Below are 17,918 nucleotides of genomic sequence, written 5' to 3'. Positions count from 1 at the left end.
ATTTTGAGGTGGGAGTCTTACTGCCCACAAATAGCGGGATAAAGTGAAAAGCCGTGCTGGTGCACGGCTTTTTGTTGTTATTGTGTCTAAAATGATAGGTAGGGTGATATTCTATGTCGAAGCCTCGATATTTCTTGGGAAATGCGGAAGGTCCCGTCGATATATGGGGAAGACATTAGAGCGCTTCTTTACACTGCCGAATTCGAACTAATAATTTTTCGTATTCTTGTTCGAGAAATGTGATGTCATCATGCTGATTTGGGATAGAAATCCGGCTGATGATTTCTGTTAATTTTGTTTGTAATCGCAATAATTCTTGTTCAGTAACGTTTACAGAAGCTTGGGTGGTTCTTTTTGTGTATTGCTCGTAATTGCCGTGGAATATTCTTGGTTCGCTCTCATCTATTTGTAGAATATGGTTTGCAACAGAACGAATAAAGGCACGGTCATGGCTAATGAAAAGTATTGTACCAGGATACTCCTGTAACATGCTTTCTAATTCTTCTTGCGTTGCCAAGTCTAAATAGTTTGTCGGTTCGTCGAGCAGAAGCATATTATAGTTTCCTAAAAATACTTTTGCGAGTGCAACCTTCATGCGTTCTCCACCACTTAAGATGTGCACAGGTTTATGAACATCTTCACGGCGGAATAGGAGCCGTGCAAGTATTGTTCGAACGAACGATTCTGTATAGTTTGTTTCTTCTAGAACGTTTTCTAAAATTGTTTTATCTGTTTTTAAAATAGATAATGTTTGTCCAAAGTATCCAATTTTACAACTTTTCGAAAGCTGAATGCCACGCTCGTTCGCGAGAAGCATTTTGAACAAAGTTGTTTTTCCGCTTCCGTTTTCCCCTAGAATAGCAAGCTTTGCCCCAGGGACAATTGTTCCATTCATATTTTTAAATAATGTGCGATCCCCTATTTTCTTCGTTGTTTTATTAAACTGAACAACTGCTTTACTATGAATTGGTGTGTGGTATTGTACGTCAAACTGAGCTTGAGAAAAGTCCTTCGGTTTTTCTTTCTGTTCCAACTTTTCAAGGCGTGTTTCTAGTGCTTTCGCTACTTTGCTAACATTTTCTTGCCCATGAGCCCCGCTGCACTTATAAAGTTTAGATTCAGATGAACTGAACCGTGTTGGGATTTTTGTCATGCTAGAAGCACGTTGCTTTCTTTGTGAAATTGACTGTTCTAACCGATTTTTTTCTTGTATATATTGATTATATTCTGCCTGCTTTTGTATTCGCTCACGTTCTTTTTGCTTTCGATAGTTTGAATAATTACCTTTATATTCTTGAATAGTACCGTCTTCAACTTCGATGATTTTTGTACATATGGCATCTAAAAGATCACGATCATGCGATATTAAAACAAGTGCACCTTTATAAGATAAAAGTGCCTTTTCTAATTGCTCTGTACCGAACATATCTAAGTGACTTGTTGGTTCATCAGCAAATAGAATGCCTGCATCTTGTTCGAGGGCATGGGCGATCTTTAGGCGCATTCGTTCACCCCCGCTCATTGAATTTGCGACGTTTGAAATATTCCATTTGCCCTTAGCGAGGGAAGAAGCGGTTTCCGGTATCCCCTCGCTAAGCTGTGGAATGATGGCGATAGAACTATGGTGAGTTACTGTGCCTTTGTCAGCTTCTATTTCTTTACTTAATATTTGTAATAACGTAGATTTTCCAGCTCCGTTGACTCCGACAATTCCTATACGATCGTTTGCTTGAATTTCTAGTGACGGTAACGTAAATATGGTGCGATCACCAAAGCTCTTTTCGATATTACGTGCGATTAAAATAGTCATAAAAAAACCTCCCTAGTTTCACTAGAGAGGATAAATGTCGCCCTTCAATGTAAAAATCGTACATAAATAAACGATTTTTTACATGATCGTATCGAAAGAAAGTATCGACAAATGGACAGACTAATCCTCTGCTAGTTTTCATCATTTTTGTTCACTATTTGTGATGGATGAAATAAATAAGAGAATTAGAACTTCATTGGTCAAAGTACCTTCCTTTCATAATATTATTTTTATTGTATGCGCATACAAATGGATTTGTCAAACTTATTTCTGTGTGCTATTTTTGAATTTATTATTATACAATTGTGCTTTTGCCAGTGCCTCAGCATCGTTCTTGATTTCATCTAGTCCATTCGCATCCCCAATAATATACCCTTCAAATGATGAACCAACAAAATCAAAGATATATTGAAACTGGGCGATAAGCGGCAATGCTTTCAGTTTTGGACTGTCTCCGCCAACGATGACAACGTACATTTTTTTGCCTTTCATTTTTTCTTTGAAATGAAGAGATTTATTACGCAAGCTTTGTGACCAGCGATCAACGAAGTTCTTCATGTGGCCGCTCATTCCGTACCAGTATAGCGGTGTAGCGAAGATAATCGTGTCGTGCTCTAGCATGCGTTTGGTTAACTGCTCGTAGTCATCATTTACAGGTTGAAATCCTTCTACATCATGGCGCTGATCTATGATTGGGTGGACGATATGATCACGCAAGTAAATTTGTTCTGTTTCAATCCCATCAATCACCATATGTGTTAAAGCTTCCGTATTTCCGTTTTGTCTTGAACTGCCATGTATAACAAACATGTAATCATCCCTTTTCTTTTGCTTGTTTTAGGAGTGAAACGTGTTTTTGTAAATTCGTTTGAATGTTGGAAAGTAATGTGATTTGCTTCGTTACCTCATCAAGTTTGTCTTCGTAAAGTGCAAGGATACTACTACACGGATTTTCGTAAAGATGTGGCTCGATTTCAAGGCAACGTAGCATTCGTTCTGTTTCTTCTAAATTTAAGCCGATTTGCAAGTACATTTGAATCAGCTCTACTTTTTCGATTGCACTTTCATCAAAATCACGGTAGCCATTTGCTAGGCGTTTCGAAGGGAGTAATCCCTTTTCTTCATAATGTCTTAGTGCCCTTTCGCTAACCCCAGTTTCTTTTGATAACTCTCCAATTCGCAATGCGTTTCACTCCTTTTACATGTATTGTAAACCTTCACACTAATGTGAAGGTCAACTCTGTTTTTTCGCAAAAGAATCTACGTGTTTTAAAAAGACTTGAATAGCTTTAGACGGGATAAAATATTTGCCGCGCACGATGGAGAATGGACGGATTAGCTCTTCGTTCGGAACAGGGATGTGGAATAGTTCTTTTGCTAATAGTTCTTTTCGAACAGTCCAATCTGAAAGGATGGCGATGCCAAGACCGGCTGCAACGGCTTCCTTCACGCTTTGAATACTGCTAAATGTAAAGAAGCGTTTCATTTTTAAATGATGTTGGTGTATAAATCGATCGCTATAGGCACGTGTGCCAGAGCCGCTCTCCCTTAATACCCAGACTTGGTCTTGCAATGCATTTTCGTTAATCCCCTTGATATGGAGCAATGGGTGGTTTGGCGGGACGACGAGTTTCATTTCATCTTGCATAAAAGTTTCAACATCTACGTCAGCGTATACGACTTGGCCTTCCACTAAGCCGATATCAATTTGATTAGAGCGGAGGCTTTGCAAAACTTCTTCCGTATTGGAGATAAATGTATGAACTTCGACGTGTGCATTTTCATTGGCAAAGCGCGCAAGTATTTTTGGAAGTAAGTATTCGCCAATTGTAAAGCTAGCGCCGATGCGAAGTGTTCCTGTTACGACGTTATGGAGCGCATTAATTTCCTGTTTTGCATCTTCATAAAGTGAGAGCATCTGCTTTGCGTGTATGTATAATATGTTTCCAGCTTCCGTAACTTGGACGTGCTTTGGGGAGCGCTGAATAAGTGTAGTCCCAAATTCATTTTCCAGGTTGCGAATGTGCATACTAACGCCAGGTTGTGAAAGGTTTAATAGTTCCGCAGCACGCGAAAAATGTTTTTGTTCAATGACAGTAACAAAGATCTTTAAAATGTCGACGTTCATTTGTTAGGCCCCTTTATTTTTGCTTTTATTTTATCATAAGTATTTCTGATGATAGGTATTCAATATTGATATTAAACTTATTATTAAAACTCTCTTATAATGTAACTAGAAAGAACATGCATGTTCCAATACGATTATTGGGGTGGTACAAAGTGGAACAAACACTTGTTATACAAAAGAAGAAGGGCTTTGGATTTTCGCAAGGTATTGGGATTACGTTATTAATCGCAATCGCCGCGAAATATTTAGCAGAGCTTCCATTTTTAAATATTATGGGACAATTAGTAATCGCTATTCTAATCGGGATGGTTTGGCGCGCGGCAATCGGGATTCCTCAAGAAGCGATAGCGGGAACGAACTTTGCGAGTAAGAAGTTGCTACGCTTTGGGATCATCTTACTCGGAATGAGGTTAAATCTTGTAGATATTGCGAAGGCGGGGCCGAAAGTATTGGTCATCGCAGCGGTTGTTATTACATTTACAATTTTCGTTGTATATGGACTAACGAAAGTATTTAAAGTAGAACAGAAACTTGGAATTTTAACAGCATGTGGGACGGCAATTTGTGGAGCTGCAGCGGTCGTGGCAATTGCACCGCAAGTGAAAGCGAAAGATGAAGAAACAGCAGTCGGGGCAGCAATTATTGCAATTTTAGGTACAATATTTACACTTATTTATACGCTATTATACCCAGTGCTTGGCTTCTCACCCTACGGTTACGGGGTGTTCTCAGGGGCGACGCTGCACGAAATCGCTCACGTTATCGCGGCTGCAGCGCCAGGAGGTAGCACGGCTGTAGACATCGCGGTTATTGTGAAGTTAACGCGCGTAGCGATGCTTGTGCCAGTAGCGATTTTAATTGGATTATGGTTTGGTAAGAGCGAGGAAAGCAAGGGAAAAAGATCGTGGCGCGACCTTCCGATTCCTTGGTTCATCTTCGGATTTTTAGCAATGAGTGCGGTGCATTCGATTGGGATTATCCCAGAAGTTGTTGCCGGATATATTGTAGTAATTGCGTACATGCTTATTGCAATGGCAATGGCAGGGCTAGGTTTAAATGTAGAGTTTAAAACGTTCCGCAAATTAGGAAGTAGGGCATTTGTGGCAGGGTTGATTGGCTCGGTTTGCTTATCTGTTCTTGGGTACGTTCTTGTGTATGCTTTAGGATTTATGTAGCAAAAAAAGAGGCATCTTATAGATGTCTCTTTTTTTTACCTTTTTTTGTAAAGATATCTTTACTTTCGAAGGTGGAGCCTATGGGTGTGAAAAATAAAATTAAGGAATTACGAAAACAACATCATATAACGCAAGTGGAAATGGCAAAGGCGATGCAGGTGACGCGGCAGACGATTGTGGCGATTGAAAACCATCATTATAATCCGAGTCTAGAGCTATCCCTAAAAATCGCCAAATATTTTGGGATGAAGGTAGAGGAAATATTTACGCTGGAGTAAGGGGAGAGAAAATGAACGACACTAAAAAGTTGTATATCGCTACTGTCTTAGGATTATGAGGAGGGGACGTTTTAGTTCGTATTATGGACCCATCCATACCGATGTTATCGCTTATAGTTAGTACCATTTTAGCAATTGTATTTCTGATATTGTATACGAATTACAAAAAGCGGAAGTACAAAAAAGAAGAACTTCTAGATATAGATGAGCGGGTAAATGAAAATATAAAAAAGTATGTAAATGTCTCATTTATATTCGTATTTCTTTTGCTTATTGTTTATATTGTTGCAAGCAAAGCGGTAGGGCGAATTACTATACCGATTCCAGAAATATTCATTGTATGTAGTTTCTTATTTGCTGGTAGTCTCATCATAGGAGTAATGGCGGGAAAACGAGCATAACGATAGGAGGAATGAAAATGCAAGATGAATTTGAGAGATTTCAGTCAGATAAAGCGTTTAAATATTTAGGGTTGTTTTTAACAATGAGTTTAGCGGTATGGAGTTTGTATAATTTAATTGTTTATGGAAATGCGGGCATGCCGTTTGTTTTATTTGTATTAGGACAGTTTGTTTATTTCTTTGTGAACTATTGGCCGAAATGGAAATATAGAAATCAAAAAGAGGCTGATCATGTATGAGTAAGCAAGATATTATACGGTTCATAGGAAGTTTGTTTTTAGCGGGTCTTGTTTTAAATGTGAGTTTAATGATTTTAAGTATTTCGTGGGGAACGATCTTCATATCGAATGTAGCACTAGTCATTTTATATGGCATTTCGGAATATAGAGAACAGAAGCGTTTGAAAGAAGAGAGAGTACCGTCAATTGATGAGCGATTTGTGAACAATATGAAGTCATATTTTACGATTTGTATTACAAGCTGCGTTTTTTTGTTCATTATGTATCTTTGTGTAAATAAGTATTTAGATAGGCAAGTAGTACATGTAAATGAGTTATTATATATTGCTATTTTTGGTTTATTAATAAGCATGGCATCGACGAGTGTGTTAGCAACAAGGAATAGATAGAAAAAGGGGAACTGGGATGGGATTACCGGTATTATGTGTCGCTACGGCTATTTTTGCTTTGTTTTGGGGAATACAAAACTTCTCTCGTAATCCAGTGCCAAGTGTATGTATTATGATTGGTGCTGTAGGTTTATCATACTATTTATTAATTTTAGCGCATTATCATAAAACAGCAACAAGTGTTGTTGTAGGAGCAATTATTTTATTTTGTGGTCGTACTATACAAAAGGGGTTATTTCCATAAAAGCTGTTTATACAAAAGGTATAAACAGCTTTTTGTATTTTTTTTACAAACCACTTGAAAGTTACGTTACGTCATCTTTTATAATGAAGGAGAAGAGGTGATGGAGTTGATTTCAATTCAAGAACTAACGAGGGAAACAGGGGTTACAGTAAGGACGTTACGTTATTATGATCAAATTGATTTATTAAAGCCGAGTGGGAAAACTGATGGAGGACATCGGTTATATAGCGAGAGAGATGTTGTTCGTTTGCAGCAAATTTTATTTTTAAAAGAAATGGGTTTTTCATTAAAAGAGATTACGAATATGTTAATAACGGATGAGCTCAATTTAAAAGTATCGCTTGAAAAGCAACTTAGATTTGTACAGGAAGAACAGAAAAAATTTAATCGAATGGAACGTATTTTACAGGCAGTTGTTTATTCAGTAGATGTGGAGGGAGAACTGGATTGGAAAGTTATGTTTGAACTCATTCAGCTTTCGAAACAGTCTCCGCGGATACGTGAGATGTTTCAAAATGAAGTTTTTTCTAAGGGAGAACAAAAGTTGCTTCATAATTTGCCGAACATGAGTGAAGAAGATCCGAATGTTTTAGAATGGGTAAATTTATTGAAGCAACTACGTAACTTTATGAAAGACGGTAAGGAAGCATCATGTGATGAAGTACAAGGCGCAACAAAGAAATTAATGCAGAAGTGTTTAGAGATGGCAAATGGTGATGAAGCATTTTTAGATAAACTGTGGGAAGTAAGAAAGTCAAAAGAAGATTCACAGAAAATGAGTATGTATCCAATTGAGGAAGAGCTTCTAGTATATATGGATGAGGCTTTTCGTATATATGATGAAAGGGAGAGGGATAAATGAGTATACTCGCAGAATATCGATGGTATTTTTTAATTGGTGCAGAGATTGTATTTTGGCTATCAGCTATTGGATTCTTTTTACTAAGGTATGGATTTCGCTTGAAAAAGGCGAGCTTTATTATGGGGATTGTGCTACTCATAAATGAAGTGTTTATTTTAACTTTAGGGGTATTGGACTATTATCAAACAGGGAAGTTCTCTAATTTTCAAATCATTACGGTAATCATTTTATTATATGCAGTTTTTTATGGGAAAAAGGATTTGAAGAAATTAGACATATATGTACAAAAATTAGTTGCGAACTGGCGGAATGAACCGGCGCCTATTATCGAAGAACCACTTGAAGTAACAGGGATGGCGCATGCGAAGCAGGAAATAAAAAATTGGATTTTACATCTTATTTTGTTTATTGCGGTTCATATATTCTTTTTCTTCATGTATGGGCTTATTCCAGTAGAACAGTGGGGGAATTGGTTAGAGTCAGGAATCGTTTTAAATAAAACAGCAAGCCGTGTAAGCCAAGTATGGGCTATTATTCTTTTAGTGGATACTGCGATTTCATTTTCATATGTTATTTTTCCGAAGAAGGAGAAAGGAAACAAGAAGCTACTTTCATAGAGGAAAGTAGCTTCTTCTAGTATACCAATAGTTTGTATAGGAGAGGATAACGATAGGAAAAGAACAGGTTTTATATGTCTATTTCTCTTTAGTTTAGTAGCATGTTCACAACCTAGCAGTGCAATTGATAAGAAGAATGATGTCGTTGCAAAGGGGGCAGAAATTTCTAATCTAGATAAATTCGAGAAGTTCGTTTGAAATGTGGAACAAGGGGAAGTTGGTAAAATAAGAATTGTACAGTATACACATGAAGGTGACCCGATTTTTCAAACGTTAGAGCATAGTGAGAAAGATATACTTTATGTGTTAGATAATAGACAAGATCAATTTGCTGGTGACCATAAAGGGTTACATAAAGATAGTTGTAAAAGGATTGTTAAAGAGCAATGTGAATCAGAAACGGCATATAGGTTAATAGATTGTACGAATGAAAATGGGCGCAATGGATATGACTTATTATATGTACTTAAAAAATAGAGTTAGTAAAGGAAGGAAGTATTTATTCCTTCCTTTTTCTATATATAACTTGTCGAAAACTTTACCGAATATCTGTTCGTTTTTTTAGGTTTTTTATGGGCATTCGTGGTAAAATAATAATACAGATTTTTATGAGGAGGTCGGTTTTTAGTTGGAACATCCATTTGAAATTATCTCAGAGTATTCCCCGCAAGGTGATCAGCCGGGAGCGATAGAGAAGCTTGTAGAGGGAATTAATAGTGGAAAGAAAAAGCAAGTGTTGCTTGGAGCGACAGGAACGGGTAAGACATTTACGATTTCAAATGTCATTAAAGAAGTGCAGAAACCAACACTTGTAATGGCTCATAATAAAACGTTAGCAGGACAGTTATATAGTGAGCTGAAAGATTTCTTTCCTAACAATTCTGTGGAGTATTTTGTTAGTTATTACGATTATTATCAGCCGGAAGCGTACGTACCACATACGGATACGTTTATTGAAAAAGATGCGCAAATTAACGATGAAATTGATAAATTACGCCACTCGGCAACGTCTTCCTTATTTGAACGAGATGATGTTATTATCGTTGCGAGTGTTTCGTGCATATACGGTTTAGGTTCTCCGGAAGAATACCGCGAGTTAGTTGTTTCGCTTCGAGTTGGTATGGAAAAGGACCGCAATCAATTGCTTCGTGAACTTGTTGATGTACAGTATGGACGTAATGATATTGATTTTAAGCGTGGTACATTCCGTGTGCGTGGAGATGTAGTTGAAATCTTCCCCGCATCACTTGATGAGCATTGTATTCGAATTGAATTTTTTGGGGATGAAATAGATCGTATTCGAGAAGTAAATGCATTAACGGGTGAAGTATTAGCAGAACGTGATCATGTAGCAATCTTCCCGGCATCTCACTTCGTTACACGTGAAGAAAAGCTGAAGGTCGCTATTGAAAATATCGAAAAAGAATTAGAAGAGCGTTTAAAAGAATTAAATGATAACGGTAAGTTGTTAGAGGCGCAGCGCATAGAACAACGAACGCGTTATGATTTAGAAATGATGCGCGAGATGGGCTTTTGTTCAGGGATTGAAAACTATTCCCGTCATTTAACACTTCGTCCAGCAGGTTCAACGCCGTATACGCTTTTAGATTATTTTCCAAAGGATTTCTTAATCGTTATGGATGAGTCGCACGTATCGGTTCCGCAAGTAAGAGCGATGTATAACGGGGACCAAGCACGTAAGCAAGTGCTTGTTGATCATGGATTCCGTCTGCCATCAGCTTTAGATAATAGACCGCTCACGTTTGATGAGTTTGAAGAGAAAACGAATCAAGTTATTTACGTTTCGGCAACGCCAGGACCGTACGAGTTAGAGCAGTCACCGAAAGCAATAGAACAAATTATTCGTCCAACAGGGCTTTTAGATCCACCAATTGATATACGACCAATTGAAGGACAAATAGATGATTTATTAGGAGAAATCCATGACCGGATTGCGAAAAATGAACGTGTATTAATTACGACTTTAACGAAGAAAATGTCAGAGGATTTAACGGACTATTTAAAAGATGTAGGAATTAAAGTGAATTATCTTCACTCTGAAATTAAAACATTAGAGCGTATTGAAATTATCCGTGATCTTCGCCTTGGTAAGTTTGATGTACTTGTCGGTATTAACTTATTACGAGAAGGATTAGATATTCCAGAAGTATCACTTGTAGCTATTTTAGATGCTGATAAGGAAGGGTTCCTACGTTCAGAGCGTTCATTAATTCAAACAATTGGTCGTGCGGCGCGTAATGCAAACGGCCGCGTTATTATGTACGCAGATCGCATAACGAGATCAATGGGAATTGCAATTGAAGAAACACAGCGTCGTCGTAGTATACAAGAAGCTTACAATGAAAAGCATGGTATTACGCCGAAAACGATTCAAAAAGGAGTACGTGACGTTATTCGTGCGACAACAGCAGCTGAGGATACGGAAATATATGAAGCAACACCAGCTAAGAAGATGACGAAAAAAGAACGTGAAAATACAATTGCGAAGATGGAAGCAGAGATGAAAGAAGCAGCAAAGGCATTAGATTTCGAGCGTGCAGCTGAATTAAGAGATTTACTATTAGAATTAAAAGCGGAAGGGTGAAAAGAGTGAGTAAAGATTTTATTGTTGTAAAAGGTGCTAGAGCGCATAATTTAAAAAATATTGACGTAACCATTCCGAGAAATCAGCTTGTTGTTGTGACGGGATTGTCTGGTTCGGGGAAATCATCGTTAGCATTCGATACGATTTATGCAGAAGGGCAGCGTAGATACGTGGAATCTTTATCTGCGTATGCGCGCCAGTTTTTAGGGCAAATGGATAAGCCGGATGTTGATATGATTGAAGGTTTATCTCCAGCGATTTCAATTGATCAAAAAACGACGAGTCGTAATCCTCGTTCAACGGTTGGAACGGTAACGGAGATTTATGATTATTTACGTTTATTATTTGCACGAATTGGTACGCCGATTTGTCCGAATCATGGAATTGAAATTACATCACAAACAGTGGAACAGATGGTAGACCGTGTTCTTGAATATCCTGAACGTACGAAGTTGCAAGTGCTAGCGCCTATCGTGTCAGGGCGTAAAGGTGCGCATGCGAAAGTATTAGAAGATATTAAGAAGCAAGGTTATGTTCGTGTGCGCGTTGATGGAGAGATGCTGGATGTATCGGAAGAGATTACTTTAGAAAAAAATAAGAAGCATTCAATTGAAGTTGTTATTGACCGTATTGTTGTGAAAGAAGGAATTGCAAGCCGACTTGCAGATTCACTAGAAAGTGCTTTAAAGCTTGGCGGGGGCCGAGTTTTAATCGATGTAATGGGAGAGGAAGAACTTCTATTTAGTGAACATCATGCTTGTCCACATTGTGGTTTTTCAATCGGAGAATTAGAGCCGCGTATGTTCTCGTTTAATAGTCCGTTCGGCGCGTGTCCTTCTTGTGATGGTCTTGGATCGAAGTTAGAGGTAGATTTAGAACTTGTTATTCCGAACTGGGATGTATCATTAAATGAACATGCGATTGCTCCTTGGGAACCGACAAGTTCACAATATTACCCGCAATTATTAAAATCTGTGTGTAATCATTACGGCATCGATATGGATATGCCGGTGAAAGATATACCGAAGGATTTATTTGATAAAGTGCTGTACGGAAGCGGGGAAGAGAAGCTTTATTTCCGCTATGTGAATGAATTTGGTCAAGTAAAGGAAAATGAGATTTTATTTGAAGGTGTTATTCCGAATATTGAGCGTCGTTATCGTGAGACGAGTTCTGATTATGTTCGTGAGCAAATGGAGAAATATATGGCAGAGCAAGCTTGTCCGAAGTGTAAAGGTGGACGCTTAAAGCCTGAGAGTTTAGCTGTTTTCGTTGGTGATAAAACGATTGCCGATGTAACGAAATATTCTGTTCAAGAAGTACAGGAATTCTTCTCGAATGTTGAGCTAACTGAGAAACAACAAAAAATTGCGCATTTAATTTTAAGAGAAATTCAGGAACGTGTTGGGTTCTTAGTGAACGTCGGTTTAGATTATTTAACGTTAAGTCGTGCCGCAGGAACTTTATCAGGTGGTGAGGCGCAGCGTATTCGTTTAGCGACACAAATTGGTTCTCGCCTTACTGGCGTACTTTACATTCTTGATGAGCCTTCTATTGGTTTGCATCAGCGTGATAATGATCGTCTTATTCGTACATTGCAGGAAATGCGTGATTTAGGAAATACGTTAATTGTTGTTGAGCATGATGAAGATACGATGATGGCTGCTGATTATTTACTTGATATCGGACCTGGTGCAGGTATTCATGGTGGTCAAGTTGTATCAGCAGGTACACCAGCTGAAGTTATGCAAGACGAGAATTCATTAACTGGTAAATATTTAAGCGGTAAAGAGTTTATTCCGGTACCACTTGAAAGACGTAAAGGTGACGGACGTAAAGTGGAGATTGTCGGTGCGAAAGAAAATAACTTAAAGAATGCGAAAATGTCATTCCCTCTAGGAACATTTGTAGCAGTAACAGGCGTATCTGGCTCTGGAAAAAGTACGATAATTAATGAAGTACTATACAAATCATTAGCTCAAAAGCTATATAAGGCGAAAGCGAAGCCAGGGGCTCATAAAGAAATTAAAGGTCTTGAGCAGTTAGATAAAGTGATTGATATTGATCAATCACCAATCGGGCGTACACCACGTTCAAATCCGGCGACATACACTGGCGTATTTGATGATATTCGTGATGTATTTGCGCACACGAATGAAGCGAAAGTACGTGGGTATCAAAAAGGACGTTTCAGCTTTAACGTAAAAGGCGGCCGTTGTGAAGCGTGCCGTGGTGATGGAATTATTAAAATCGAAATGCATTTCTTACCAGACGTGTATGTTCCGTGTGAAGTTTGTCACGGTAAACGTTACAACCGTGAAACGTTAGAAGTGAAATATAAAGATAAGAATATTTCTGAAGTGTTAGGGATGACAATTGAAGATGGGGTAGAGTTCTTTGCTAATATCCCGAAGATTAAGCGTAAACTTCAAACGCTTGTAGATGTAGGGCTTGGTTATATGAAATTAGGACAACCAGCTACGACGTTATCAGGTGGTGAGGCGCAGCGTGTGAAATTAGCTTCTGAATTACATCGTCGTTCTACAGGGCGTACGTTATACATTTTAGATGAGCCAACGACTGGCTTACATGCACATGATATTGCACGCCTTCTAGAAGTGTTGCAACGTCTTGTTGAGAGTGGTGAGACGGTACTTGTAATTGAGCATAATTTAGATGTTATTAAAACAGCTGATTATATTATTGACCTTGGACCAGAAGGCGGAGACAAAGGCGGACAAATCGTTGCTTCCGGAACGCCAGAGCAAGTAGTGAAAGAAGAGCGCTCTTATACAGGTAAGTATTTAAAAGAGATTTTAGATCGTGATAAAGCAAGAATGAAAGAGAAAATAAAAGAAGTAGAGTTATCACAATAAGTTGTTAATGAAAGCCGAGTGGGAATTGCACTCGGTTTTTATTTCATCGGGGGAGAAAATGGAGTTTATAGAGGTATTGAGAAAGAAAAATATGAAGGTAAGGGAATTTCAAAAGTGGGGCGTATACTTTAGAAAACGCTGGGAGGATAACTTTGCGAATCATTTGAGTTATGAAGAGAAAGAAGAGATTCATTTATATGGGGATAAATATAGCTGTGGTTACTTGTGGCACATATTCAGTTATGAAAAGAAAAAGTGTTTAGAAGGTAAAGAAGCGGAGAATATGTTTCATAATGAAATGAAAAAGGAGTGTTACATCTTCTTTCAACATTGTGATGAAGTACTGCTAATAAAGGATGCGAGTTTATTACGTATGGATGATATATTACGTGAGACAGACGATGCGTATAAAGGCGATATCTATATTGTAGATGAAAATTTCACTTGGACCTTTGTGAAAACTCATGAACATAGATGGTGTGGACCTTATTTTACAAGGAAATGTTAATAGGTATACAAGCATGAAGGGTAGAATAAGTTGATATAAGCGCTCGTATGATACTTGCGTTTATTGTCTATTAGCGTATGATGAAATATATATGTTAAAAGGATGTGTAAGGAAATGAGATGGATTGTATCACTTCTTGTAAATAGCGTTGTGTTAATCGCTGTATCCGGACTTTTAAAAGGGGTTGCACCAGACGCATTTTACATAGCAAATATACAAACTGCAATTATTGCGAGTATTATATTGGCGATTTTAAACGTATTTGTAAAGCCGCTTTTAATTTTAATTACGCTACCGATTACTCTTGTAACTTTCGGTTTCTTCTTAATTGTTATTAATGCGATTACGTTAAAGATGACGGATTCGTTATTAGGGGACGCCTTTAATATATCTGGATTTGGTGTAGCGATTGTTGCGGCAATTTGTATTTCTATTTTTAATATGATAATTGAAAAAGTAATTGTTGAACCATTACATGAAAAAAAGAGAAAATGACAAAAAGAAAAACATTTCATGATTCATATGAAATGTTTTTTTCTATTTATTAGAAACCGAGTTTCTTGTTTCCAGAAAAAAATGGTACAATATCCGATAGAATGGAATTTCACATCAAATGAGACTGAACCCGCAGCGGAGTGGAGGTTTATACATATGCCGAAAGTAAGGACAAAAGATTTAATTGAACAATTTCAATTGGAGTTAGTAAGTGGTGAAGAAGGGATTCATCGTCCGATTGATACGAGTGATTTATCGCGACCTGGAATTGAAATGGCAGGATTTTTTACATATTATCCAGCTGATCGTGTGCAGCTTCTTGGAAAAACGGAGCTTACGTTCTTTGATACGTTAACGACAGAGCAAAAGCAAGAGAGAATGAAAGCGCTTTGTACTGAGGAGACGCCTTGTATTATTGTAACTCGTAATCAAGATGTACCGGATGAGTTATTACAAGCATCACGTGAATCAGGCGTGCCTTTATTACGCTCTGCTCAAACGACGACGAGATTATCAAGTCGTTTAACAAACTATTTAGAAGGTAAGTTAGCGCCAACAACAGCTGTTCATGGCGTGTTAGTAGATATTTATGGGGTTGGTGTTTTAATTACAGGTCAAAGTGGTGTCGGGAAAAGTGAGACAGCGCTTGAACTTGTAAAGCGTGGTCACCGCCTTGTTGCGGATGATAGCGTAGAAATTCGTCAAGAAGATGAAGATACATTAGTAGGGAGCTCACCTGATTTAATTGAGCACTTATTAGAAATTCGTGGTCTAGGTATCATTAACGTAATGACGTTATTCGGTGCAGGGGCAGTACGAAATTATAAACGTATTACACTTGTTATTAATCTTGAAATTTGGGATCAAAAGAAAAATTATGATCGCTTAGGTCTTGATGAAGAGAAGATGAAGATTATTGATACAGAACTTACGAAGATTACACTTCCAGTTCGTCCTGGTCGAAACTTGGCTGTTATTATTGAAGTAGCAGCGATGAACTTCAGATTAAAACGTATGGGAGTCAATGCGGCACAACAGTTCTCTGAACGATTAATGAGTGCGATTGAGTTAGGAAATCAAGAGTAGACTCTGGAGAGGGAGGTCATATATATGCTGTTAGGTTCTGTACCACAGCTTGACCGTATAGCAGTCCAACTTGGGCCGTTCCCTGTTTATTGGTATGGGGTTATTATCGGTACAGGTGTGCTATTAGGTCTTTGGCTAGCAACTCGCGAGGGAGAAAGGCTTGGTATTCACAAAGATACATTTATCGACCTTGTATTAATCGCAGTACCAATTGCCATTCTTTTTGCGAGAATGTATTATGTCATTTTTGAATGGGAATATTATTCGCAAAATCCGAGTCAAATTATTAATATTCGTCAAGGTGGTTTGGCGATTCATGGTGGTTTAATCGGGGCTGTTATTACAGGAATCCTTTTTGCGAAACGACGCGGGCTTTCATTCTGGAAGTTAGCGGATATTGCTGCGCCGAGTATTTTACTAGGACAAGCAATTGGCCGATGGGGAAACTTTATGAACCAAGAGGCGCATGGTGATGAAGTAACGAGACAGTTCTTAGAAGGTCTTCATTTACCAGATTTCATTATTAATCAAATGTACATTGATGGTGTGTATTATCACCCAACGTTTTTATATGAATCATTATGGAACTTTGCAGGTGTTATTTTACTACTCGCGTTACGAAAAGTGAATTTACGCCGTGGTGAATTATTCTTCACATATTTAATTTGGTATTCAGTGGGACGCTTCTTCGTAGAAGGTTTGCGTACAGATAGTTTAATGTTAGGACCACTTCGTATTGCACAAGTAATGTCTATTGGAATTGTTGTTATTTCTATCATTTTCATTATTGTGAGACGAAAAATGGGGCAAGCTGATAAAAGATATTTAGAAAATTAGAGAAAAGTAGCATCTTATATAGGATGCTGCTTCTTTCATATTCAGGTAATGAAAGGATTAAGGACGATGAAAATAAATACAGTGTTATTTGATTTAGATGGAACGTTAATTAATACAAATGAACTTATTATCTCTTCTTTTTTACATACGTTAAATCACTATTATTCTAATCAGTATAAGCGTGAAGATGTATTGCCATTTATCGGTCCATCTTTGCATGATACTTTTAGTAAGATTGATGCAAGTAAGGTTGAAGAGATGATTACATGTTATCGTCAATTTAATCATGAGCATCATGATGAATTAGTGGAAGAGTATGAGACTGTATATGAAACGGTTCAAGAATTGAAGAAGCAAGGTTATAAGATCGGCATCGTTACAACGAAAGCGAGACAGACGGTTGAAATGGGATTAAAGCTTTCGAAACTTGATCAGTTTTTTGATGTTGTCGTGACGATTGATGATGTGGAACATGTGAAACCACATCCAGAACCACTTCAAAAAGCACTCGAATTATTAGATGCAAAGCCAGAAGAAACATTGATGGTTGGTGATAATCATCATGATATCGTCGGTGGACAAAATGCAGGTACGAAAACAGTAGCGGTTTCATGGACATTGAAAGGTAGAGCGTATTTAGAAGCGTATAAACCAGATTATGTGCTAGATAAAATGAGTGATTTACTACCGATTTTGTCCCGCATTAACGGGTAGTAAGATTCCTGCCGGTTAAAGTGTCACTTTATATAAGTAGAGGAGAGAGTTCAGTGCGACGGACAACGCGCTATCCTGTTTCAGGAGAAAATTCATTGTGGAATGTGTATAAAACAGTTTCTTTTTGGAAGGTAATGAAAAACTTTATTATCATCCAAATCGCACGTTACACGCCATTTTTATCCGTAAAGAATTGGTTATATCGCACGTTTTTACGGATGGAAGTAGGAAAGAAAACGTCGTTTGCACTTATGGTAATGCCAGATATTATGTTTCCAGAAAAGATTACTGTGGGAGACAATTCAATTATCGGCTATAATACAACGCTTTTAGCACATGAATATTTAATTCGTGAGTATCGACTCGGAGAAATCGTCATAGGGAATGAAGTTATGATTGGAGCGAATACGACAATTTTACCAGGTGTGACAATTGGAGATGGAGCTATCGTTTCTGCAGGCACACTTGTCCATAAAGATGTACCAGGCGGCGCTTTCGTAGGCGGAAATCCGATGCGTATTATTTATACGAAAGAGGAAATGGCCACTAGAGAAGGTTGATGTTAAAAATGTAACATTTCCCTTCTGTTTTTATGAATAAAAAGGAAATAATTGATTATAATATACTGTTTTGTTTTTTACGGAATCGTTTATA

Annotated in this window: 20 protein-coding genes and 1 pseudogene; 17 read left to right on the top strand and 4 right to left on the bottom strand. The window is 37.9% G+C overall.

From position 1 onward, the window contains the following. Positions 1–175 precede the first annotated feature (175 nt). The 4 genes from abc-f to JFU23_RS13920 form a co-directional block, all read right to left on the bottom strand. Positions 176–1,810 carry a ribosomal protection-like ABC-F family protein gene (abc-f, locus tag JFU23_RS13935; protein ID WP_201032112.1) on the bottom strand — a complete coding sequence of 545 codons (1,635 nt, stop codon included), beginning with the start codon at positions 1,808–1,810 and terminating at the stop codon, positions 176–178. Between the two features lie 264 nt (positions 1,811–2,074). After that, a complete protein-coding gene (locus tag JFU23_RS13930; protein ID WP_002016115.1) occupies positions 2,075–2,620 on the bottom strand; it encodes a flavodoxin family protein in 546 nt (181 codons plus the stop codon). Between the two features lie 4 nt (positions 2,621–2,624). Further along, positions 2,625–2,993: a MerR family transcriptional regulator gene (locus JFU23_RS13925; protein ID WP_002016114.1), complete on the bottom strand. Its 369-nt coding sequence runs from the start codon at positions 2,991–2,993 to the stop codon at positions 2,625–2,627. Positions 2,994–3,044: 51 nt separating this feature from the next. Then, positions 3,045–3,938 (bottom strand): LysR family transcriptional regulator, encoded by an 894-nt coding sequence (locus tag JFU23_RS13920; RefSeq protein WP_201032111.1) that lies wholly within the window; start codon positions 3,936–3,938, stop codon positions 3,045–3,047. Between the two features lie 152 nt (positions 3,939–4,090). On the opposite strand from JFU23_RS13920, the gene JFU23_RS13915 reads away from it, so the two are divergent. The 17 genes and pseudogenes from JFU23_RS13915 (at position 4,091) to JFU23_RS13835 (ending at position 17,824) form a co-directional block, all read left to right on the top strand. Continuing rightward, positions 4,091–5,113 carry a YeiH family protein gene (locus tag JFU23_RS13915; protein WP_201032110.1) on the top strand — a complete coding sequence of 341 codons (1,023 nt, stop codon included), beginning with the start codon at positions 4,091–4,093 and terminating at the stop codon, positions 5,111–5,113. 80 nt (positions 5,114–5,193) lie between these two features. After that, complete coding sequence (locus JFU23_RS13910; RefSeq protein ID WP_000538358.1) at positions 5,194–5,391, top strand: helix-turn-helix transcriptional regulator; 198 nt, start codon at positions 5,194–5,196, stop codon at positions 5,389–5,391. Positions 5,392–5,474: 83 nt separating this feature from the next. Beyond that, complete coding sequence (locus JFU23_RS13905) at positions 5,475–5,792, top strand: hypothetical protein (protein ID WP_201032109.1); 318 nt, start codon at positions 5,475–5,477, stop codon at positions 5,790–5,792. Between the two features lie 17 nt (positions 5,793–5,809). After that, complete coding sequence (locus JFU23_RS13900; protein ID WP_002089582.1) at positions 5,810–6,031, top strand: hypothetical protein; 222 nt, start codon at positions 5,810–5,812, stop codon at positions 6,029–6,031. Continuing rightward, positions 6,028–6,420, top strand: a complete 393-nt coding sequence (locus JFU23_RS13895; RefSeq protein WP_201032108.1) for an ATPase — start codon at positions 6,028–6,030, stop codon at positions 6,418–6,420. Before JFU23_RS13900 ends, JFU23_RS13895 begins: the two co-directional genes overlap by 4 nt. A 16-nt stretch (positions 6,421–6,436) precedes the next feature. Further along, the gene (locus JFU23_RS13890; RefSeq protein WP_063219387.1) at positions 6,437–6,664 is read left to right on the top strand and encodes a hypothetical protein; all 228 of its coding nucleotides are present in this window, start codon (positions 6,437–6,439) and stop codon (positions 6,662–6,664) included. Between the two features lie 100 nt (positions 6,665–6,764). After that, a complete protein-coding gene (locus tag JFU23_RS13885; protein ID WP_002129901.1) occupies positions 6,765–7,526 on the top strand; it encodes a MerR family transcriptional regulator in 762 nt (253 codons plus the stop codon). Next, the gene (locus JFU23_RS13880) at positions 7,523–8,143 is read left to right on the top strand and encodes a hypothetical protein (protein ID WP_201032107.1); all 621 of its coding nucleotides are present in this window, start codon (positions 7,523–7,525) and stop codon (positions 8,141–8,143) included. The genes JFU23_RS13885 and JFU23_RS13880 overlap by 4 nt, the downstream gene beginning before the upstream one ends. Before the next feature lie 36 nt (positions 8,144–8,179). Further along, a pseudogene (locus tag JFU23_RS13875) lies at positions 8,180–8,620 on the top strand (DUF4362 domain-containing protein). Positions 8,621–8,771: 151 nt separating this feature from the next. Next, the gene (gene uvrB, locus JFU23_RS13870; protein ID WP_201032105.1) at positions 8,772–10,748 is read left to right on the top strand and encodes an excinuclease ABC subunit B; all 1,977 of its coding nucleotides are present in this window, start codon (positions 8,772–8,774) and stop codon (positions 10,746–10,748) included. A 5-nt stretch (positions 10,749–10,753) separates the two neighbouring features. Continuing rightward, positions 10,754–13,624, top strand: a complete 2,871-nt coding sequence (gene uvrA, locus JFU23_RS13865) for an excinuclease ABC subunit UvrA (protein ID WP_201032104.1) — start codon at positions 10,754–10,756, stop codon at positions 13,622–13,624. 58 nt (positions 13,625–13,682) lie between these two features. Continuing rightward, positions 13,683–14,132, top strand: a complete 450-nt coding sequence (locus JFU23_RS13860; protein WP_002139156.1) for a DUF4275 family protein — start codon at positions 13,683–13,685, stop codon at positions 14,130–14,132. A gap of 114 nt (positions 14,133–14,246) precedes the next feature. Continuing rightward, positions 14,247–14,627, top strand: coding sequence for a phage holin family protein (locus JFU23_RS13855; RefSeq protein WP_002089574.1), 381 nt, complete (start codon positions 14,247–14,249; stop codon positions 14,625–14,627). 156 nt (positions 14,628–14,783) lie between these two features. Further along, positions 14,784–15,713: an HPr(Ser) kinase/phosphatase gene (gene hprK, locus JFU23_RS13850; protein WP_002016091.1), complete on the top strand. Its 930-nt coding sequence runs from the start codon at positions 14,784–14,786 to the stop codon at positions 15,711–15,713. Between the two features lie 24 nt (positions 15,714–15,737). After that, positions 15,738–16,550: a prolipoprotein diacylglyceryl transferase gene (lgt, locus tag JFU23_RS13845; RefSeq protein ID WP_002034719.1), complete on the top strand. Its 813-nt coding sequence runs from the start codon at positions 15,738–15,740 to the stop codon at positions 16,548–16,550. Positions 16,551–16,616: 66 nt separating this feature from the next. Continuing rightward, positions 16,617–17,264 carry a pyrophosphatase PpaX gene (gene ppaX, locus JFU23_RS13840; RefSeq protein WP_002112826.1) on the top strand — a complete coding sequence of 216 codons (648 nt, stop codon included), beginning with the start codon at positions 16,617–16,619 and terminating at the stop codon, positions 17,262–17,264. A 53-nt stretch (positions 17,265–17,317) separates the two neighbouring features. Next, on the top strand, positions 17,318–17,824 hold the full coding sequence (locus JFU23_RS13835; RefSeq protein WP_002139159.1) for an acyltransferase: 507 nt from the start codon (positions 17,318–17,320) through the stop codon (positions 17,822–17,824). Positions 17,825–17,918 lie beyond the last annotated feature (94 nt).

Source organism: Bacillus sp. TH50 (assembly GCF_016650565.1).
GTDB classification, from domain to species: domain Bacteria; phylum Bacillota; class Bacilli; order Bacillales; family Bacillaceae_G; genus Bacillus_A; species Bacillus_A mycoides.
This window is presented reverse-complemented; position numbering and strand designations above follow the sequence as displayed.